This is a genomic window from Gibbsiella quercinecans (genome assembly GCF_002291425.1).
GTDB classification, from domain to species: Bacteria; Pseudomonadota; Gammaproteobacteria; order Enterobacterales; family Enterobacteriaceae; genus Gibbsiella; species Gibbsiella quercinecans.
Window position 1 is genome coordinate 3,164,496 of record NZ_CP014136.1, and the last position, 21,189, is coordinate 3,185,684.

Annotated in this window: 16 protein-coding genes; 6 read left to right on the forward strand and 10 right to left on the reverse strand. The window is 56.0% G+C overall.

What is annotated here, in order from left to right:
• The first annotated feature begins 31 nt into the window (after positions 1 to 31).
• Positions 32 to 775, forward strand: coding sequence for a response regulator transcription factor (locus tag ACN28Q_RS14675; protein ID WP_095847015.1), 744 nt, complete (start codon positions 32 to 34; stop codon positions 773 to 775).
• Positions 772 to 2,157, forward strand: a complete 1,386-nt coding sequence (locus ACN28Q_RS14680) for an ATP-binding protein (protein ID WP_230474289.1) — start codon at positions 772 to 774, stop codon at positions 2,155 to 2,157. The genes ACN28Q_RS14675 and ACN28Q_RS14680 overlap by 4 nt, the downstream gene beginning before the upstream one ends.
• On the opposite strand, the gene ACN28Q_RS14685 is transcribed toward ACN28Q_RS14680, so the two are convergent.
• On the reverse strand, positions 2,154 to 4,118 hold the full coding sequence (locus tag ACN28Q_RS14685) for a TonB-dependent receptor domain-containing protein (protein WP_095847017.1): 1,965 nt from the start codon (positions 4,116 to 4,118) through the stop codon (positions 2,154 to 2,156). The two genes, ACN28Q_RS14680 and ACN28Q_RS14685, sit on opposite strands and share 4 nt — an antisense overlap.
• Before the next feature lie 365 nt (positions 4,119 to 4,483).
• On the opposite strand from ACN28Q_RS14685, the gene ACN28Q_RS14690 reads away from it, so the two are divergent.
• Entirely contained in the window at positions 4,484 to 5,539 is a 1,056-nt protein-coding gene (locus tag ACN28Q_RS14690; protein ID WP_095847019.1) for an IS110 family RNA-guided transposase, read from the forward strand.
• Between the two features lie 649 nt (positions 5,540 to 6,188).
• On the forward strand, positions 6,189 to 7,337 hold the full coding sequence (locus ACN28Q_RS14695) for an integrase core domain-containing protein (protein WP_095845103.1): 1,149 nt from the start codon (positions 6,189 to 6,191) through the stop codon (positions 7,335 to 7,337).
• A 993-nt stretch (positions 7,338 to 8,330) separates the two neighbouring features.
• Here ACN28Q_RS14695 and ACN28Q_RS14700 read toward each other — a convergent pair.
• The 6 genes from ACN28Q_RS14700 to ACN28Q_RS14725 form a co-directional block, all read right to left on the reverse strand.
• Positions 8,331 to 9,221, reverse strand: a complete 891-nt coding sequence (locus ACN28Q_RS14700) for a hypothetical protein (RefSeq protein ID WP_095847020.1) — start codon at positions 9,219 to 9,221, stop codon at positions 8,331 to 8,333.
• Positions 9,222 to 9,271: 50 nt separating this feature from the next.
• Positions 9,272 to 10,015 (reverse strand): fimbrial biogenesis chaperone, encoded by a 744-nt coding sequence (locus ACN28Q_RS14705; RefSeq protein WP_230469492.1) that lies wholly within the window; start codon positions 10,013 to 10,015, stop codon positions 9,272 to 9,274.
• A gap of 9 nt (positions 10,016 to 10,024) precedes the next feature.
• Complete coding sequence (locus tag ACN28Q_RS14710; protein ID WP_095847021.1) at positions 10,025 to 11,359, reverse strand: fimbrial protein; 1,335 nt, start codon at positions 11,357 to 11,359, stop codon at positions 10,025 to 10,027.
• A gap of 26 nt (positions 11,360 to 11,385) precedes the next feature.
• On the reverse strand, positions 11,386 to 13,923 hold the full coding sequence (locus ACN28Q_RS14715) for a fimbria/pilus outer membrane usher protein (RefSeq protein WP_095847022.1): 2,538 nt from the start codon (positions 13,921 to 13,923) through the stop codon (positions 11,386 to 11,388).
• 20 nt (positions 13,924 to 13,943) lie between these two features.
• Entirely contained in the window at positions 13,944 to 14,678 is a 735-nt protein-coding gene (locus ACN28Q_RS14720; protein WP_095847023.1) for a fimbrial biogenesis chaperone, read from the reverse strand.
• 82 nt (positions 14,679 to 14,760) lie between these two features.
• Positions 14,761 to 15,300, reverse strand: coding sequence for a fimbrial protein (locus ACN28Q_RS14725; RefSeq protein WP_095847024.1), 540 nt, complete (start codon positions 15,298 to 15,300; stop codon positions 14,761 to 14,763).
• A 474-nt stretch (positions 15,301 to 15,774) separates the two neighbouring features.
• On the opposite strand from ACN28Q_RS14725, the gene ACN28Q_RS14730 reads away from it, so the two are divergent.
• Positions 15,775 to 16,359 carry a helix-turn-helix transcriptional regulator gene (locus ACN28Q_RS14730; RefSeq protein ID WP_230469493.1) on the forward strand — a complete coding sequence of 195 codons (585 nt, stop codon included), beginning with the start codon at positions 15,775 to 15,777 and terminating at the stop codon, positions 16,357 to 16,359.
• Between the two features lie 224 nt (positions 16,360 to 16,583).
• Here ACN28Q_RS14730 and ACN28Q_RS14735 read toward each other — a convergent pair whose 3' ends face one another.
• Positions 16,584 to 17,777, reverse strand: coding sequence for a phytanoyl-CoA dioxygenase family protein (locus ACN28Q_RS14735; protein ID WP_095847025.1), 1,194 nt, complete (start codon positions 17,775 to 17,777; stop codon positions 16,584 to 16,586).
• Between the two features lie 111 nt (positions 17,778 to 17,888).
• Here ACN28Q_RS14735 and ACN28Q_RS14740 point away from each other — a divergent pair, with 111 nt between their 5' ends.
• Positions 17,889 to 18,905: a substrate-binding domain-containing protein gene (locus ACN28Q_RS14740; protein ID WP_095847026.1), complete on the forward strand. Its 1,017-nt coding sequence runs from the start codon at positions 17,889 to 17,891 to the stop codon at positions 18,903 to 18,905.
• 46 nt (positions 18,906 to 18,951) lie between these two features.
• Here the strand turns inward: ACN28Q_RS14740 and ACN28Q_RS14745 are convergent, their stop codons facing one another.
• Positions 18,952 to 20,124 (reverse strand): Gfo/Idh/MocA family protein, encoded by a 1,173-nt coding sequence (locus tag ACN28Q_RS14745; RefSeq protein ID WP_230469494.1) that lies wholly within the window; start codon positions 20,122 to 20,124, stop codon positions 18,952 to 18,954.
• Positions 20,117 to 21,187: a sugar phosphate isomerase/epimerase family protein gene (locus tag ACN28Q_RS14750; RefSeq protein ID WP_095847027.1), complete on the reverse strand. Its 1,071-nt coding sequence runs from the start codon at positions 21,185 to 21,187 to the stop codon at positions 20,117 to 20,119. Before ACN28Q_RS14750 ends, ACN28Q_RS14745 begins: the two co-directional genes overlap by 8 nt.
• Positions 21,188 to 21,189: the final 2 nt, after the last annotated feature.

Sequence of the window (21,189 nt, forward strand, 5' to 3'; positions counted from 1 at the left end):
CTTTTTGGGCGTGGTGGATGAAGGGGGGCGAATGAACGCAGCGGCTCAGCGCGTACTGATAGTGGACGATCACCGTAAGATCCGCGAGCCGTTGGCGGAGTACCTGCGGCGCCACGCTTTTGACGTGCGCACGGCCGAGAATGCGGCAGGCATGTGGCTGCTGCTCAAACAGCAAGCGTTCGATATCGTGCTGCTGGACGTTATGCTACCGGACGGCGATGGTATGGCGCTGTGCCATCAACTGCACCGCCGCACGGTTGCACCGGTGATCCTGCTGACGGCGCGCGATGCCGCGGCCGATCGCATTCGCGGGCTGGATCTGGGGGCGGATGACTACATCGTTAAGCCGTTCGAACCCCGTGAAGTGGTGGCGCGCATCCATAGCGTGCTGCGCCGCAGCCGGGCGAGCAGCGCGTATGTCGCCCCCCCGCCCCAGGCCACCGCCGCGTTGCTGAAGTACCGCTTCGCCAATCTGCAGTTTGTGCCGGCGACCGGCGTGCTTGGCAGGGACGACGGCGCCAGCATGCCGCTGAGCACCATGGAAGGGCGTCTGCTGCTGGCGTTTTTGCAGCACCCCAATGAAGTATTGAGCCGCGATCGCCTGATCGATCTGTGCGCCCGCCCCGGCAACGACGTTTTCGATCGGGCTATCGATCGGCAGGTCAGCCGCCTGCGCGGCAAGCTGAGCCTCTTCCAGCAGGGCTCGGGATTATTGGTGACGGTCTGGGGCAGCGGTTATCGCCTGGCCACCAGCGTGAGCAGCGAGCCGCTATGAGAAGAGCCGCTGCGCTGTTGCCTAAGCGGATGTCCAACCAGCTGGCGCTGCTGCTGGTTTTGGCTCTGGTGGCGGCCAATGCGATTGCGATGGTCTATGTGCAGCTAACGGGCGCGCTGCTGCACCCGGTGTCGCGCACGTTGGCGCTGGAGCGGCTGATGATTGCCTATCAGGCCGCCGATAGCCTGCCGGCAGCCGCGCATCAGCGCCTGCTGGCCACGATGGATGCCAACGGTGCCCGGTTCTGGGTGGCCGCCGAGCCTGAAGTGCGGCCTTTTGCGATGCGCGCCGAAGAGCAACGCCTGATCGCCGATCTGGCGGCGCATCTGCCGCAGGTCGCCAGCCAGCAGATTGCCATGCAGCTTGAGCGCACCGACGGCGGGTTGGCGCGCGGGCACCTGTTCAGCGCTGTGCGGTGGGATCCGCTGCGGTTGCGCACCAGTATCGCCCTGGCCGACGGGCGCTATCTCAACGCGGTGCAGCACCCGCTGCAGGCGTATGAATGGAGTCGTTTGCTCTCCTATTCGCTGCCGGTGACCAGCGTGCCGGTGCTGCTGATTGTTATCTTTTTCATGCGCCGCGTGGTGCGCCCGGTGAAGACGCTGGCCACGGCGACAGAGCGGATCAGCCGCGGCGAACGGGTAGCGCCCCTGCCGCTGGCCGGCCCGCTGGAAGCGCGCGAGCTGACACAGGCGTTTAACGTGATGCAAGAGCGCATCGCCCGCCATATTGAAGGCCGCACCCGGATGCTGGCGGCGATCAGCCACGATCTCAACACCCCGATTACCGAACTGCGGCTGCAGGTGGAACTGCTGGAGGAGGGGCAGGCCCGTGATGACATGCTGGAAAGCCTGGCGGAGCTGAGCGCGATGGTGAGTGAAACGCTGAATTTTATACGCGGCGATGCGATGCAGGAAACGACCGATACTATCGCGATGGCGGCGCTGCTTGACGAGCTGGCGCGGCGTTACCGCACGTTGGGCCAGCGGGTTCAATGGCAGGGCACAGATGCGGGGGCGATGACGCTCCGTTGCCGGCCGCTGGCGCTCAAGCGCGCATTGACCAACCTGATCGACAACGCCCTGATCTACGGCGGGGAAGCGCGGATCCACCTGCAGCGCGATCCGGCTGGGGTGCGTATTGAAATCTGCGATAGTGGCCCCGGCATCCCGCCGGCGTGCCTGGAGCAGGTGTTTGAACCTTTTGTGCAATTGCCGTTCAAGGGGCGGCGCGAGGGGAAAGGGGCCGGGCTGGGGTTGGGGCTGTCCATTGCCCGCGCTTGCATCCATGCCCATGGCGGTGAACTGCTGTTGGAGAACCGCCCGCCGGCCGGCCTGTGCGCCATCGTGCTGTTGCCGGCGGGCGAAGATAGATCGACCTAGAAGTTGACCGTGCTGCCGAGCCAGAACGTGCGCCCGTAGTTGACCGTGCCGTAGGTTTCGTCGTCCAGGCGTTTGTCGTTCAGGTTGTAAACTGCGGCATTAAGCGCCACGGCGCGGGTCAGCTGGTAAGAGCCGCCGATATCCGCCGTGGTGTAAGCAGGGGCGGGTTCGGCATTGACCGTGGTGCCAAACTCTTTGCCGTAGTAGTTGACGGCAGCCCAGGCCTGGGCGCGATCGCTGATCGCCCAGTCGGCCCGCAGGTTGGCTTTGCTTTCGGGCGTGAGGGCCAACGGCGCGCCGGCGTTGGCGCCGCTTTTCTGCTCTGAGTCGGTATAGGTGAAGTTACCTTTCAGGGCCAATGCCGGGGTGATCTGCCAACGGCCGTTCAACTCAATACCTTTGATCACCGCTTCGTCGATGTTGACGCGGTCCATGATGATATAGCCATTCCAGCGCTCGCTGGTGGTGACCGTGGAAAGCTTGTCTTTGAAGTCGTTGTAGAACACGGTGGCGCCGGCGGAGAGGGTGTCACGGTCAGACCACAGTGCGGAAAGCTCATAGTTGGTGCTGCTTTCCGGTTTGAGCCTGGAATTGCCGAACATGACATACGTGTTGCGCCGCAGCACCGCGTAATCATCGATCACGGCGCGCAGTTCGGGCGCCTTGAAGCCGCGGGCAATACCGCCTTTGAGGGTCCACTCATCGTTCAGGTGCCAGACGCCATACAGACGTGGGTTGATGTGGCTGCCGTACTGCTGGTGGTGATCCAGCCGCAGGCCGCCGGTGAGCGCAAAGCTCTCGGTCATGCGCCATTCGTCTTCCGCGAACAGCGCTTTTTGCACCACTTCGAACTTATAGTTTTTTTGGTCGTTCAGCCCCTGGTTCCAGTCATTGAGCGTGCTTTGGTTCCACTGTGCGCCAACGGTGGTGATGTGGTAATCGGTCGGCGCGACCAGTTTGGCGTCAAATACGGTGTTCTTGATTTGCGGTTTGCGCCCCAGCACGTCGGTCTGGCTGGCGCTCGCAACGCCTTCGCGGCTGGTTCTTTCCTGCGACAACACCAACGTTGAAGTGGCCCAGCCCCAGCGCCCTTCGTGTGACAGCGATCCGTGATCGCGGTTATTTTTTTGCTCGCGGGTGGCCCAGTTGGGGCTGGTGCCTTCGCCGTTTTTCAGGCGTGTAATGCCGCCCTCCAGTAAGATGTCATGGTTGGCATTGGGGGTGAAAGCCAGGCGCGCCGTCAGGCTTTTATGTTTGGCCTTGGTGAAGCCGTTGGTGGTCTGCACATTATCATCGGCCTGACGATCCAGGTAGCGGCCCCACAGTTGCAGCCCAAGCCGCGCCGGCACCAGTGGGCCGTTGAGGTAAAACTGCGTCTGGCCGGCGTTGCCCTGATCGCTGTGCTGGCGGGCGGAGTAATCATAAGAAACCGAGCCGCCCCACTTCGGGGATACCTTGCGGGTGATCACGTTGATAACGCCGCCGATGGCGTCTGAGCCGTACAGCGAGGACATTGGGCCACGGATGATTTCGATGCGCTCAATGGCCGCGGCGGGCGGCATAAAGCTCTGTTCGTAGCCCGTGTTGCCGTTAACGCGAGATTCGCGCCCGCTTTGCCGTTTGCCATCGACCATCAGCAGCGTGTAATCCCCTGGCATGCCGCGAATTGAGATATCGGTTTCATTGGCGCTGCCATTGACCACAACGCCTTCGACATCGCGCACGGCATCCGCCAGGTTCTGGACGGAGCGTTTACGCAGCTCTTCGCCGCTGATGACCGTGATTGAAGCCGGCGCATCTTCCTGATTTTGCTCAAACCCGGCGGCGGTGACCACCAATGTATCCTGAGATCGGGTGCGATCGTCGGTTTGTTCTTCGGCAAAGACAACGGCGCTGGTGGGGCAGATCAACGCCAGTTTGATGACGGCGGCCAGGGTTCGGCGGTGGAAGCGAGGGATCATGTGCTGTGCGTCTCCAAAAGTGTAAAGGAAACGTAAATCATACTCATCCGCATTACGTAAAATTGGACAAAGTGTGACAGCACGCCAGCGTCTATCATCGTTACGTTCCGTCGTTCGGCGCCAGCAATGGCTTCCACACCCGTGCTCCACTCACCTATGGCATTGTCTTTGATTGTGTCAAAACTGAAGGTTAGGTTGCCCGGTGGCGATAGATTGGGGTGTTGACGTTTAGCGCGCATCTTGGCCTGCCGAGCAAGGCACCGTTGCCAGGGGCAATCGGCCACGGATAATGAGATGGACGCTCCAACGTTGACGGCATCTAAGTGCCAAAATACGAGCGTAAACTCAGCAGAAGGAGCGTCCAAATGCAAGTATCTACTTTGGGTATCGACCTGGCAAAAAATGTTTTCCAACTTCATGGCATCGATCACACCGGCCACACGGTGCTCAGGATAAAACTGAACCGGGACAAACTGGTGCCTTTCATTATGCAACTCAGCCCCTGCCTGATTGGGATGGAGGCCTGCGCATCCAGCCATCACTTTGCCCGGCTTTTCAGCCAGTATGGTCATCAGGTCAAACTGATGCCGCCGCAATACGTCAAGCCCTACGTGAAAACCAACAAGACCGATGCGGCTGACGCCGAAGCCATTTGCGAGGCAGTCACTCGCCCCAACATGCGTTTTGTGCAGGTCAAGACGGCCGAACAGCAGGCGATACTCGCTCTGCATTCCGAGCGTGACATGCTGGTTCGGGAACGGGGGGCGTGTGTAAACAGTCTACGCGCCATGTTGGCCGAGTTTGGTCTCATCATGCCAACCGGACATTGTGCTTTTCATCAGGGCATTCCCGATATCCTGGAAAACGGAGATATTACCCTGTCCCCCTTTGTTCGCCGCAGCGTTGCGCGCCAGTTTGAGCATATTCTTGCGCTCGAAGACCAGGTTACCCTGATTGAGCAAGAACTCAGTCAGTGGGCGAAAAGCCAGCCAGCCTGTCAGCGGGTGATGAAAGTGCCGGGAGTGGGACTGATGACCGCGACCTACCTGGTGGCGTCGGTAGGCAATGGGCAGCAATTTCATTGTGCGAAGCAGTTTGCTGCCTGGCTGGGGCTGACGCCGCGCGAGCATTCCAGCGGCGGGAAGCAACGCCTGGGGCGTATAAGCAAACGGGGGGACAGATACTTCCGTTATCTGCTTGTGCATGGTGCGCGTGCCGTTGCGGCGGTGATTGAACGGCACAAGGAAACGATGCCGTGGTTGTTCGCCTTGCTACAGAAGAAAAACTACAACGTGGCAGTGGTGGCCCAGGCGAGCAAAACGGCCCGCATTCTGTGGTCGATGCTGGTGAAGGGAACAGAATATCGCCCCGCTGCGCCCATTGAGGCTAGCTCAATGAGTGCGTCGGGGCAGCAAGCGTAAACGCAGTCCGGTAGTTGCTCGTGTAATCAAGAAGATGGCGAAACAGGTAAGACCGCAGGTGAGACATACCGTAATCGGCCAGGGCAATGTAGCCCGTAGGGATGGTTAGGCGCTCACCTGGCGGATTTCATCATGGTTCGGGTCACAGTAAGACCCCGAAAGAAACCGGATATATGGCTGCAATACCTGTTCACGTTTTCAGAAAAAAACATTGGCATTATCGGAGCGTCCATATAAGGCCGATTGAGGCGAGACAAACAGGGATGTTTGTCGTAGCCGACCCGTCCGGCGACGGGCTCGCCGCGAGGGGACCCGCGCAGCGGGCAGGCCATGTTAAGCGCAGGCCGGGGTGTCGGGGCCGGGCCTTCGGCCCTGACAATTGCCGTGCGCGATTGCCGCAAAGAAACGCGGAGTGATTAGGGCAATTCCACTTGCACGGCGGGTTACAGAGTACGGTTTCGTCAACGTTCTTTGCTGAGTTTGGGGAGGGTTTCGGTCGCCATCATATCGTGGCTTTTTGCGGCACTGTAGCCCGCGCCCGAGTTAGGGGCCGTGGGCTGTATGAACCGGGCACATGGGTAACACTTTACACCGGGCACATGGGTAACAGGTTATAACTGGCACAGTTAACGAGATAGGGAGGTTTACTGTGCCTTGGCCTGAGAGTGTTACCATGCAACGTTTGCAATTTGTCACCGCTTGTCTGAAGGGCGATACTTCTGTCGCTGAGCTATGCCGCCGTTTCAACATTAGTCGCAAAACTGGCTATAAGTGGCTGTCCCGATTTTCTCCTGATGATATTTCCTCTCTTTCTGACCATTCCCGAGCTCGCCATCATCAACTTTCCATACCGCTGCCAACGGTGGAATTGCTTCTTGAGAAGAAACAGCAGCACCCTACATGGGGCCCGGAAAAGATAAGACAATTACTTTTGAATATGGATGTTTCGGATGTGCCCGCTGCCAGTACTATTGGGGGCATATTTAAGATCCATGGCCTGACAAAAAAACGTAATCGATTGAAATACAAACCCAAACGGTCTTATGTGCTCCATAAGATAAACCAGCCAAATGATGTCTGGAGCGCGGATTTCAAAGGCAAGTTCACCCATACAACCGGACGTTGGTGTCATCCTTTCACACTGACGGATAACTACAGCAGAATGGTACTTGCCTGTGATGCCACGTATTTACCCGATGGGAAATTTGTCATTCCCTGCCTCGAGCGAGTCTTCCACGAATGTGGTTTGCCCCAGGTTCTACGCACCGATAACGGTCCACCTTTTGCCGGTGCCGGGCTGTGGGGATTAAGCCAGATGTCTATCTGGCTAATCAAATGTGGTGTTACTCCCGAGCGAATTCGCCCAGGGAAACCGACAGAGAATGGACGTCATGAAAGAATGCACAGAACAATGAAAGAGGGAATGAAACAGTGTCATAAATTTGCCTCTCTGGAGGAACAACAGACATGGCTAAACACATGGAGAAAAGAATTTAATGAAGTTCGGCCACATAAGGCTCTGGGAGGAAAAACGCCCCAATCAGTCTGGTGTCCTTCCCCCCGGATTTATACTGGGGCACAAAAGGAGATGCCGGTACCAAAGGGGGCGAAGTTACTGCGTGTGGAAGTGAAAGGTGATTTATGGTTCAACGGCCGACGAATCTTCCTATCGGAGGCCCTCAGGTATGAATGGGTGTGGATGAAAGAAGTTGACGATGACACGGACGAAATAGGGTTCGGGGAGTTGGTATTGGCCCGGTACGATAGACAGAACCATCGTATAATCCGGGCTGATTAAAGAATAAATGCGTTACCTATGAGGCTGGTCAGATCTGTAACCTATGTGCCCGGTTCATACAGGGCGCGGCCCCTAACGACCCCGCGCCTGCGCCATATCAGGCGGCCGCTGCGCGGCTGCCCTCACTGTGTCACTGCGCATCACGGCCGGCTACGACAGGCGTCCCTGCCTGTCTCGCCTGAAACCGCCGTCCTGGCGGTTTCGCCTATGCTACGTTCCGCCGTTCGGCGCCTTCAATGGCTTCAACACCCGTGCCCCACTCACCAATGGCATTGTCTTTGGGATTAACTTATGTCAACGCCGAAGGTTAGGTTGCCCGGTGGCGATAGATTGGGGTGTTGACGTTTAGCGCGCATCTTGGGCTGCCGAGCAAGGCACCGTTGCCAGGGGCAATCGGCCACGGAAGGCCGATTGAGGCGAGACAAACAGGGATGTTTGTCGTAGCCGACCCGCCCGGCGACGGGGACGCGGCGAGGGTACCCGCGTAGCGGGCAGGCCATGTTAAGCGCAGGCCGGGGTGTCGGGGCCGGGCCTTCGGCCCTGACAATTGCCGTGTGCAATGGCTGCAAAGAAACACAGTACGATTAAGGCAATTCCACTTGCACAGTGGGCTACAGAGTATGGTTTTATCAACGTTTTTTGTTGGATTCGGGGAGGGTTTCGGTCGCTATAACTCGGTCGTTTTTTGTAGCACCGTAGCCCGCGCCCGAGTTAGGGGCCGTGGGCGCGGCCCCTAACGACCCCGCGCCTGCGCCATATCAGGCGGCCGCTGCGCGGCTGCCCTCACTGTGTCACTTCGCATCACGGCCGGCTACGACAGGCGTCCCTGCCTGTCTCGCCTGAAACCGCCGTCCTGGCGGTTTCGCCTATGCTGCGTTCCGCCGTTCGGCGCCTTCAATGGCTTCAACCCCAGTGCTCCACTCACCAATGATATTGTCTTTGAAATTAACTTATTGTTTATGTCAAAGCCGGTGGGTACGCTGCCTGGACTGGTCACAGGCCTGGCGTGCAGGCCTCTGGTTTGCTGTCTGCGGCCACGTAGTGCTGCCAAACGGCATTCAAACCAAACCCCACCATGGCGAAGTACAAACTAAAATAACGCTCTACCATAATAAAGAACGAACTGTTCAACTCTATCATCACATTATTGGTGGTCACCAGCAGGCCGCATTTTTCTGCCGCCAGCAGCATGCGGTTGATATGCGCACGGGAAACGGCGCAGAATTTTGCAATCGTCGCGGAGGAAAGCAGCAGCGTATGTGAATTCTGCTTTATGCTTTCTGTTAACAGCATCAGCAATACCATATGGCCGGCATCTTTACTGATGAAAAGCGCCGCTTGTGGCACCAGTTCGATCAAATAAATTTCTTTAATCATCAGTTGACCATAAGTGCCAAAAAATACCGGGATAAAATCCGGTAGCTCGAGCAGCTCGGCGACCGGGATATCAGGAAATATCATCTGGTAGGGCCGCGCCACTGAGCTTATCAGTGCGTGGGTTTCGCGCAGTGCGCTGTCCGTTGGTTTGAAGTACAGTTGGCGCTTGTCCTGAGCGATGCGGCTGACTTCCAACCGCCGGCCGACACGCAAAAACAACAGAAAAGAATCCAGTGAATTCTCACTGACGATGTCTTTGCCTTTAAAAAATTCCTTGATATCTTTCAGCCTGGCATTGGGGCAGGTGAAATAGATTGAAAGAATGCTTGAGCAGATAATGAATCTGCTATTCCTGAAAATAACTTTATAGAATAATGGGTGTTTTTTATAAGCATCTTTTATTAGTTTACCATGGTTAATAATCGCAGAGTGAAATAGCGCTGACTCTCTAATGTCATTGGCGGACTGTTCGAGATAACGTTGTATTTTAAATCGGCTCTGACTCATTATTTACCCTATCCATAGTAAGAAAATTCCTATGATACTTCTTATAGTGGCTAAAGGGTGAAATATTGCCTTTTTATTTGGTGGCCGAGATCGTTAATGATCGCCGCTTTCACGGTGGTGCCCGGCAAGGCGGCAGCGCCGTTGACGTTATCAATAACGTAACGTTTGCTGCTAAACGGCGCGGTCATCATGTCGCTCTCTTGGCGCACCGGATAATCTTTGTTCCCCAGGCGCACGCTAAGCTGCGCGAAAGAAAGATAAAATGCAGAGGCGTTTTTACAGATTAATTCATAATGCTTGCCGGCTTGCCTTAGCGTAAAGGTGATCTTGTCCGGCGCGCTGGCGGCCTGGCCTGCCAGCGTTTTCGGCCGGTAGAAGATCTTCATTTGCGTATTCATGGCCAGAGTTACGCGCGTTTTCTGCGGCGGCGTAATCGGCTGGCTCGGGGGGATCTCGTACAGGTTCAGCCAGAAAACCGATTCCCTGTCGGTGGGGAGCGCCTGGCCGCCGTAAATGAGCCGCAGCCCGCGCAAGGTGCCGGGCTGCATGCTAAACACGCTGGGGAGAGAAACAAACGGTGCGTTCGACAGCTCCGGCGCTGCGTTAACGTCGCCGTTGTCCACCCAGGTTTGCACCATGATCGGATACGCATTGGTGTTAACCAGCATCAGGCTTTTTTCGTTTTCACCCTGGTTGAACACCACCCGTGTTGCCGAAGCGATAATCCCCGCTTTGGCCCCGGCGCTGATTACGCACAGCGCGCACAGCAGCAGTGCGCTTATTTTTTTCATCATACCCATCGTTTATTGCACCTTAACCCAAACATAGGCTTTGGCATCCACCCTCCCTGCGGTAACGGTTTCCCCCGGCAGGCGGGTCAGGGTGGCCGTCAGTTGGGTGGTGTAGTGAGTGTATCCGGAGGTGGTGCTGCCGTTGCTGCTGGCGCCGTCGAGCACCGAATACCAGCCCCCGGCGTTGCCGCTTGGGCTGGCGGGATTGCTGGCCAGCCAGCCGACAAAATTCATCGCAGAGCCGGTACTGGCGTTGGAAAGCGCAATGCCAACGCCGGTGGCGACGCTGCTGTCGGTGCCATAGCCGGTAGAGAGCAGGTAGCTCACCCCGCCGCTGGCGTTAACCAGGCCAAGCTCTTGCGCTTTGGTATAGGCGTCATAAGGCACTTGCAGGCCGAGGGCGGTGCCATCGGAAGCGACGCCGGAAACCGCAGCGTTATCGCATTCAATATTGATGGTGAACGGCGCCTGAGACGTCTCGCCTGCGTTCAACCGGCTGACGGAAATTGTGGGCAGCAGTACCAGAGGCGTGACGTTGCGCGCCACGCAGGTGGCGGTATAGGAAAGCGTTGAGACCGGTGAGGTGCCCATTCCCATGGCGTTCCAGCGGCCAGTGCCCCAGGTAGTGAAGTTGGTGGCCGAATCGCTGCCGATCGTTTCTGCAGCGATGCCGGGGCCTTTAAACAGGACATAGCCGTTTGGCTGGGTGCAGCTATAGCTGGCTGCCGCGCTGGTAGAGGCCATGCCGTAGGTGGGATCGGATGCGCTGTAGCCGCAATAATAGCTGGCACCTTGGCCCGGCAGGGAACTGATCCTGATCAGATCGGCGCGGATCGGGCTGAGGTCTTTTACCCGGATCTGGATCTTGCCGGCGTCGGTGGTCACGTAGCTGGTGATCGGTGTTTGTTGCCAGTAGCGCGTGAACTCCAGGCCCGAATTCAAATGGGTCAGCTTGATGCCGACATAAGGAAAATAGGTGGCGAAATAGTTAGGGTAGCCGTCCAACGCGCCAAGATCGTAATAGCCGCCCACCCGATCGTCACCGTTGGTGGCGAACACTTCATAGATATCGCCGGCGTCACTGGCGTCGCACTCGTACAGCACTTTTTCCGGATCGGGATAGCGCACGCCGGTGGTAAAGTTGAACACGCTGCTACCGAGCGGCGTCCCCACCGGCTGCAGATAGGTGCTGGTCAGGTTCACCCGGCCAAGCCCGATACCCACACCGCAGGCGTCGCACCCAGCGTCGATCGCCGGCGAGACGCGGGTGCAGGTGGCAAAGGTAGGCGCCGCAGCGAAAGGAAGCAGAAACAATAACCCCGCCCGCAGGTAGGCAATAATTTTCATGATCAATCTCTCCTGGTATTGACGGTTTATCGGCATGGCGCGCTCAACCGTTGGATCGGCGCATCTTCCGCCGCAGGTGCGTGGTAATGCAGGCTGCACTGCTGGTTTGCCTGTTTGCCCCATTGCAGCGTCAACGTATCCTCGGCTTTGTCACTGCGCAGATAGAGCTGATTGGCCTGGCCCACCATACCGATGTTCTCGCCAGTGGGATCTAACACGGCGGTTCCCATTGGGATGGTGCCGTTGTCGGGGCGCTGCGCGGTAATCAGCAGCGCCTGGCCGCGCACGGTGTTGAAGTGGAGCCTTACCGTAGCGCCGGCATAGGGCGCCACGCGTTTTTGCCCGTCTGCCAGCTCTGCTTTGCTGTTCATCCCTTCTGGGTTCAGGGCCACGGTATTGTAGTGATAAGGGGTTAATGCCGGCGCCAACGCATAGCCGAAACGATCGATTCGTGCACCCTGGCCATCCATCACCTTCGCACCGTTGGCGCCCGGCGCTTCGATCAGCGCGAAGCTGTCGCCCACGTACGGCCCAAGCGTTACGCCGCCACGGTGCGCCACCACGGCGCCTTGTAGCGATGCCGAGCCCTGCCAGTATTGGCGCGAGGTGGAAGCGGAACCGGTCACGTTGGCGTATGGCAGGCGGGTTTGCAGGTTACCGCCCCACAGGTTTTGCCGGGTATCGTCGTCGGTGGAAAAGTTAAGCCCATAGCTGACGGGCTGTTCCTCGCCAACGCTGCCGGAAAGCACGGCCTGGTAGTTGCTGCTTTGCCCCTGGCTATGGTTAGCCAGCAGCGAAACATTTGGCGCCGAGGATGAACGCCCCAGCGGGAAGCTGAACGTCAGCGCGGTAACGGTCTGTTTCGTGGTGCTGGTCTGCGAATTGCCATAGATGTTGTCATAGCTATAGGCACCCGTGTTGTAGCTGTTGCTCAGCGTGCGCGTTTTGGTCACGGACAGGTTAAGTGCCATGCCATTGCTGAAGGTTTTGCTCCAGCCGAACTGTAACTGGTTATCGCGGCCGCGCTTGTCGCGGTAATCCTGGGTCGAGCCGGATAGCATCAGGTTGCCCAGCGGGCCGATCCCCTGGTTGAACGCCACTTCAAAGCGCGAGCGCTGGCGATAGGTATCGGATGTCCAGCTCTTGCCGTAGGCGGCGGCATGGCGTACGCCCAGCACGTCGTTCAGATCGCGGAACCCTTCAGTGGAATAACGGTAGCCGGCGATAGAGAGCGTGGTGTTGGTTGGCGTGAACGTCCGGCTGTAGGACAGGTGCATCATCCAGCCGCTGGTGCTGCCATCCGGCAGGCTGGCGTGCGAATAGGTGGTGTTCATGCCAAACGCCCCCAGCCAACTGCTATAAACGCCGCCCAGCATGAAAGCCTGGTAGCCGTCGGCCAGTTGGTTGCCGGCGTTGAAGGTTAGCGCGTTGGTCAGCCCCTGTTGCCAGGTGATTTCGCTGAACAAATCGTTATCCCCGACGTAGCGAGAGCGGCCAAGGGTGGCAGCATAGCGCGAAAGGCCAGGGCGAATGGATTCCGGCACGGCGGCGAAAGGCACGGTAAAGGTGCTGCTGCTGCCGTCGGCTTCGGTGACCACCACCGTCAGATCGCCGGCATAGTTGGTGGCGTACAGATCGTTGATGCTGAAAGGGCCGGGTGCCACGGTGGTTTCATACAAGGTGTTTTTGCCCTGCAACACCGTTACCCGGGCGTTGCTTTTGGCGATGCCGCGCACCACTGGCGCATAGCCGCGCAGGGAGTCCGGCAGCATGCGATCGTCCGAGCTTAGCTGCAGGCCGCGAAACCCAAGCCCAGAGAAGAAACGGCCGCTGGTAAAGCCTTCACCCAGCAGGATTTCGCTGCGCAAGGGCAGAATGGCGCGCTGTACATAGCGGCGGCTGGTGTCCCAGTGGTTGCCGTTTTCCTTGTCATAACGGAAGCTGGATTGCTGGCGGTAGCGCCATAGCCCCAGGTTGAGGCCGCCGTTAAGGCTGGCGTAAGTGGAGTCCAGATCGCTGGCCTGGGTTTGCCGGTAGCTGACGTGATACTGGCTGGCGTTATAGTTGAAAAAACCCATGGTTTCGCCGCTGTCCAGGCTATCGGCGCTAACGCTGCCGCGCGGCGGGCGGTTCATCATCGCCTGCGGGATGCTCAGATCCAGGCGGAGTTGGGCAATATTCACCTGCGCGGTGATGTCTTTCAAATCCAGCCCGGGTTGCAGGCAGGTGTTCTCCGCCGCCTCGGGCTGCTTTTTCAGCCCGAAGCGCGCCAACTGGCTGGGATCAAAACAGGGCTGAACTTTTTCTTCCTTTCCGCGCACCAACTGCACCCGGGTGCGTTCAATGAAAACGCCATTGATAAACAGATCGACCAGGTAGTGGCCCGGTTTTACCGTATCTTGTTGGTTAAATTGGCTGAGTTCACTGTTGCTGAGTACACTGCCGCGCAGCAATGAAGCGTCGAATGTGTAACCGTCATCGGCGGCCTGCGCCAGGCAACTGAAAGGCAATGCTAAAAACAGGCTGCGGGCAAGCAACGATAACCTTGTGTTAAGCATAATCATTAGAACGTCCCTGTCCTTGTTTAGTGTGATGGTGTAAGCGTGCGCGTAACCTCAACTCCGTAATCGTTGACCACGCGCAGCGTGATCTTTACTTCCCCCGCCGGAAACTGCGCCAGCGGCCAAGTGGCTTCTGAAAAGGGCGCGATCATCTCCGCCTGCGGGATCTTGGCGTGCTTGCCGCCCATTTCGGCCGCGGCATAGCTGATGTTGGCGTAATACGGCGTCGGGTTGCTGACCCGCAGCGCCTTGCCGGCACGTTGGATAGTTAATTGGTCAACGACGTGATTGGCTTCTCCGGCCAGCCCTTCAGGGCGATAAAAAACTTTCAGCCGGTTGGTCAGCAGCAGCATCAGCTTGTTTTTATCGCTGTCTGTTTGCTTCACTGCCGGCACCTGTAGAAAATTAAGATGGAACAGCGATTCGCGATCGGTGGGCAGCGTCTTTTGCCCGCTAAACACCAGGCGAGCCATCTGCCCACTGTGCGGTTCCATACGGAAGATCTGCGGCGAGGCAATAAAAGGGGCGTCTGCGGTTTCCGGCGTGGACTTCGGGTTGTTGATGTCCAGCCAGATCTGGATCAACGCCGGCGTGGCGTCGTCATTGCTGAATTGCAGCGTTTTCTCACGTGCCTGGGCAGGGTAAATCACCCGGTTGCCGAGCAGGGTTACGCTGGCGGAAGCGGTATTTAAAGTGGTAAATAGCAGGCATAACAGAAGTACCACCAGATGAGTAGCTGTGCGTGCTGTGTGCGCCATAAAATAAACCGATTGGTGAAGCTAATGAATCAACGCTGCCCACAGGGGGCAGGCAGCGCTGGCGTTATTATTAATTTGCGTATTATTGATAGGTGATGGCGTATTGCGCTGTCGCAATAACTGAACCCGCGGTCACGCCGGTGCTTTCCGCGTAATAACGGGCAACCAGGTTCTGTGAGGTGGACGTATCCGTACCTGAAGCCAGCGTCATGGCGCTGCTGGTTGCAACGGAACCAGAGGAGAAGGACAACGGTGTGGAGGCGTCACTATCCAGCAGTTGGATAGATACGTTCGAGGCGGTACCGGTGTTGCCCAGGTTGCCGTTGCTGGTGACGTTGTTGCCGGCAAATACCGTTTTAATCGCCGTGCTGCTAGTTGCATTAGCAGTACAACCCGTTACGTTTACCGTGAAAGTAGTATCACCATTCGATGTACCTGCGGTAGCCAGAGTGCTTGCGGCAACCGTTGGCAGTAATACTACTGGGTTAGATTCATTGCCATTAATATTAACAGAACAGGTCTGAGTGCTGACCTCGCCTTTAAATTGAACCGTGTTTGCAGAGTCTGCAAAAGCGGCGCCAGAGAACGCGATCAAGGTGAGTGCAACTAATTTCAGTTTCATGAGAAATACCCTTTAATTTACTTTTTGTGAAAGCAGTCCTGACAGTGTTTTTATACTGTCGTGTATGCATTTATATAAAGCATGTTACGTATATGTTTGTTCATGCGGAATGCAGGAGCATCTTAGCAGAATGAGAATTTTCCCAAAACTTGATTTTTTTAGCATGTGAAATCAACACAAACCAATGTAACATTTTGTTACATTTGCACTGGTGTTGTGAATGGAAAAAATAGATCTATATCACTACGTTACGTTTTTATTGGGCTCTGTGTTTATCGATGTGAAATATTTTGAAACATTCGTACTATTTTAGGTCCGATTTTATCGGTGCTCTGGTTGTTAAAAAAATGATAATTTTAAAGGTGATTGTTAATGTTTTGTGTTCAGGATAATGTCCCCAAAAATGAGCCATGACAGAAAGCATAATAATGGGTTATGAAGGAGTGTTTTAAATATTTGGATAGGAGATCCAATATGAGCGTTATTTATGTTGATCAATCGCCGTTATGTTGGTATGGAATAAAATCGTTATTGCCGCGAAGAGTATTTTCCTTGCCATTCCCCAGTGTTAATCAGTTAAACTCTCTGGGTTTATTACCCGAATTGGTGATTATGGATTTCCCTCGGAAAATTTATCTTTTCAATGAGTATGTTCTATTTTTAAATTATCTCCGTTGCTGTAATCCGAATCTTAAAACGTTATTTTTTATCGATAATGCCTCTCCACTGGCGCTGTCGCTGATTGCCAGAACCTCACCGGACGCCCTGTTGCACAAGGGGGAAAAATTGCCGACGGTACGCGATGCCTGCCTTGGGCTGTTGCAGCAGAGGAAACCGGCGGGCGGCGGCCGGTTATGGGGGATGCCGAAGCCCGCTGCCATCACCCGTGGCGAAGCGCTGGTGCTTTCTGAAGTATCCCGTAGTGCCAATGTCGCCACCGTGGCGCGGCGATTAAACCTGAACCCAAAAACGGTCTATGCCCATTTGGGCAGCGCCGGGCGGAAATTAGGCCTGCGCAACCGCGTTGAACTGCTCAAAATGATAGCATCGTGTCGTTAGCCCTATGCCAGGGAGCGGGCAGGCCCGGAAAATACCGAGAGGGCGTCTATTAAATGCCGGCCATCAACAAATCCAGGAAATTAAGAAGTAGGCTACGCAAGTATCACGCGTTGGCCAGAAGGATGTTCGTATCTCTCTCATTACGCTTGTAAACATCGAACTGCATCGATTATTGCTTTCTGTGTGCTGGCTTGTCTCGGGCCGGTGGCTTTCAGGCAGTGAGTTTACATGGCCCTTTTTTCGCTGTTTTCCGCCAGCTTGTGCTGGAATTTTTCCAGGCTCCACGCATTACTGAGGGCTTCGCGTACCAACGCCTGCTGGTTTTTAGGCTCTCGGGTGCCTAACGACGGCTCGGCGTCGAAGTTGGAGGGGAAGGCATATCCGCGCGCCGCAGTGTTGATCACGCTATCGAGCGCATCTGCGGTCAGCGTGCTGTTTTTTAACAGCGGGTAGATGTTGTGCAGGATTTGCTCATGGTCAATTTCTTCCCGCGGAACGCAAAAGGCAGAAGACACTTGCAACAGGTTGGCCGTTCTCACCCGATCGGTAGTGGCATTATTGCCCTCGGTATGAAATAGCGCCGGGTTGAAAAACAGACCGTCACCTTTATTGAGCGGCACTTGTACGAAATGTTCGGTGAAATATTCACTAAAATCTGCGCGGTGATACGCCATATAGATCAGTTCGTATTGATGCGACCAGGGCAGCAACCGCATAGGGCCGCAGGCGAGCGGTACATCAGTATGCGCAATCACGCCCCGTAGCGTCAGATACTGCGACAGAAGCTGCACGGGAATGGGGAATTCCGCGGCAAATGCGCTTTGCTGAATGCTGAGGTGAGCATCGCGCTGCGGCAGTTGCACCGCGCTCCCAGGGCGAACCTGATGCACCTGCGAGGCCATGAGCCAGGTGGGGCCGAGCCATGCTTGGCAAATCAAGTTCAACATCGGGTTGGCATAATAGTCGACGAAGGCTTCGGGGCTGGCTGCGGCCAGTTTTTGCAGCGCCTGCAAGATGCGTTGGCTATTACCAGCCTGCGGGAAACGATTGGCCCGAATTTTCGCTTTTGCTTCCGCCCGCATAATCTCTTCAAAGACGCGTGAAGTGCGATCAACGCTTTCTTCATCACCGTACAACCCGCGCACAATAAAAACGCCTGGGCCATAAGAGAGCGCTCGGTGAAGTTCGCTTAAGACCGCTTTTTTATCCCGCTTAGCCGCCGCCGCCAACGTTAGCTGATTATAAATAAGGACATCGGATACGGCTTCGCTCGCCAAAGGATACTCTGAAATATTGACACTTTGATCACAAAAGGCTTTGAAATCTTCAATAGAGATCTGGTCTTCATGCATAAAGTAGAGCGCTGTCATAATGACCTCATCCTTTTGATATTTATTAGATAAAATGAAATTTATCATGCGCCGTGGAAGGCTGTTTCAGCGGCATGACAGGATTGATGTCTACAACATTAGCAGTTACATTCTTTTAACATTAAATCAAAAAAACCTCATCAATACGTCATGTGATCTATGCCTAAATTTACGCAGAAACAGATTTCCGCTCAGTCAGGCTTAAGCCTGGCGACCATAGATCGCGCGTTGCACAACCGCGGGCACGTGCATCCACAAACGTTGCACCGCATTCAGCAAGCAATAGTCGATCTTGAATTGCAGCAAAAAATCAGCTTGGCGCAGGGAAGAACCCTCTATTTTGATGTGATCATTCACGCCCCCGAGCGGTTCAGCGAACTGGTGAGAGCGGCGTTCAGCAGCCAGATATCCAGTTTTAATTCATTTAAAATTCAGCTGCGTTTTCACTGCAGTGAACATATGTCGGTGGACGAGGCCGAGCAGTTATTAAAAAAATGCTCGTTAAATACGCACGGTATCATCTTGAAGGCGATGAATTCGGAAAAGCTCATCCCGGTGATTAATAACCTGATTAAACAACGCATCCCGGTTGTGACTATCGTGACGGATATCATCGGCAGCGCCCGGCTGCGTTATATCGGTATGGATAATTTTAACGCAGGGAAATCTTCCGCGTTTCTGATGGCCAAATGGCTGGCGAACGATAAGTGCACAATTGCCGCCATTACCGGCAGCCAGAATTTCATCGGCGAGCAGGAAAGGATCCAGGGCTTTGTGGAAGGGATGAAGACATTTGCGCCACAGAGTGAAATCAAGATCATTGCCGATGGATTTGGCATCGATCACCTGATGTACGCGTGCTTAAAAACGTTCCTGCGTGAGCACCCCCAGATTGATGCGGTATACACCGTCGGCGGCGGCAACAGTGGTATCTTGCGTGCCTTTAGCGAGCGGAATATTCAGCTAAAAGCCGTTATCGGCCACGATCTCGATCGTGAAAATAGAGCATTAATGCAGGCGGGGAAAATCGATGCGCTGATCGACCATAATCTGCAGCTTGATGCACAGCACGCGTTTAAAACCCTGCTGGAGTTTCATGGTTTTTTGCCTGCCGAGAGCAACCATGCTTCGTATTCCCGCATTAACATCATCATGCGCTTTAATATGTATGCCTGAATGAAAAAGCCTGATAAATCAGGCTTTATTATGCTGTTGCCGGCATTTAGCCATACTTGGGTTTGATCCACACCGCCCCTTGTTCGTGGCTGTCGACGACTGCATCCACGAAAGCAACGCCTTTCAACCCATCGGCGATTTGCGGGATCACCGCGCCGATGCCTTGCGGAGCCTGGTTCGCATCGCGTGCGCGGAGCGCCGCGGCGAAGCCGTTGTAGAGATTGCTGAACGCCTCGATATAGCCTTCAGGATGGCCCGGCGGCGTGCGGGTTCGCGCTTGGGTCAGCGCATCAAGATCGTCGCGGCCGCGCTTGATGATTTGCGTGTAGCCTTCCAGTGGCGTGTAGAGCAATTCGTTGGGCTGTTCCTGCGCCCAGGTCAGGCTGCCGGTTTCACCGAACACGCGCAGCCGCAGCGAATTCGAACAACCGATCGCCACCTGCGATGCCCACAGCATGCCGCGGGCGCCGCCTTCATAGCGAATAAGAACATGCGCGTTGTCATCCAGTGCCCGCCCTTCGACAAAAGTGGCCAGATCCGCCATCACGCTGTCCACTTTCAGGCCGGTGACAAAGCCGGCAAGATGAAACGCATGGGTGCCGATGTCGCCAATAGCGCCGCCGCGCCCGCTCTTTTTAGGATCAACGCGCCAGGCGGCTTGTTGATTGTTCTTCAGTTCAACGCCGGTCGCCATCCATTCCAGCGGATACTCTACCTGCACGGTGCGCACCTTGCCGATCAGGCCCGCCTGAACGCGTGAACGGGCCTCCATGATCAGCGGATAGCCGGAGTAGGTGTAGGTTACGCCAAGAAAACGCCCCGTCTGGCTCACCATTTCCGCCATGGCTTCAGCATCTTGTAAGGTGGTGGTGAGCGGTTTTTCGCAAATCACATCAATACCCGCCGCAAGGAAGGCGCGGGCGATAGGGTAGTGGGTGAAATTGGGGGTACAGATGGCGACCACGTCAATGCCATCGTCGCGCGCGGCTTCGCCCGCGATCATGGCGGTGTAATCATCGTAGGCGCGTTCCGGCGCGATAAAGTTCTGCGCGGCGAAACGGTGGCCGCGCTCGGCGTCAACATCGAATGCGCCCGCCACCAGCTCGAACTGATCGTCCAGGCGGGCGGCGAAGCGGTGGATCCCGCCAATATAAGCGCCAGTACCGCCGCCGACCATCCCCAGCCGGATACGCCGGCCTTTCAGTGATGACTTACTCATTGCTGCCTCCTTCAATACCCAATATTTTTCTGTTGAGCGAGCGATCCGCATAGGATTTACAAAAATCGTCAAAGGACTTATCCGTAACGCGAATAATGTGATCGCTGATGAATTGCGCGCCTTCACGCGCGCCATCTTCCGGATTTTTAAAGCAGCATTCCCATTCGAGCACCGCCCAACCATCAAAGCCGTAGCCGGTGAGTTTTGAGAAAATGCCGGTGAAGTCGGTCTGCCCGTCACCGGGCGAACGGAAGCGGCCGGCACGGCTGCTCCAGGGTTGATAGCCGCCATAGGCGCCGGTCTTGCCGTTCGGGCGGAATTCGGCGTCTTTCACGTGAAAGGCTTTGATGCGCTCGTGGTAGTGATCGATATAGGCCAGATAATCAATGCCCTGCAGTACCAGGTGGCTCGGATCATACATAATCTGGCAGCGTGTATGATTGCCGGTTTTTTCCAGGAAACGCTCAAACGTCAGGCCGTCATGCAGATCCTCGGTGGGATGAATTTCGTAGCACAGATCGATCCCCTGTTCATCAAAGGCGTTCAGGAGCGGTGTCCAGCGGCGTGCCAGCTCATTGAAGCCTTCATCAATTAAGCCCTCTGGCCATTGCGGATAGGGATAAAGATACGGCCAGAGCAGCGTACCGGAAAAGGTGACGTGCTTTGCCAGCCCCAGGCGGCGCGATGCCCGCGCGGCGAGATACAGTTGTTCCGTTGCCCACTGCTGGCGCGCCTGCGGGTTAGCGCGCATGAAGGCCGGCGCGAAGCTATCCGCCGGCAAATCAAACGCCGGGTGCAGGGCCACCAGTTGCCCCTGCAGATGGCTGGCGAGATCGGTGAGCGCCAGCCCGTGTTCCCGCAGCGTGCCAATAATTTCATCGGCGTAACTCTGGCTTTCCGCCGCTTTTTTCAGATCGATTAGCCGCGTATCCCAACTGGGGATTTCCACGCCTTTAAAGCCTTTTTCCGCCGCCCAGGCGGCCATGCCGCTTAGGGTATTAAACGGCGCTTCGTCGCCGGCAAACTGCGCCAGGAAAACCGCCGGGCCTTTAACCGTTTTCATAA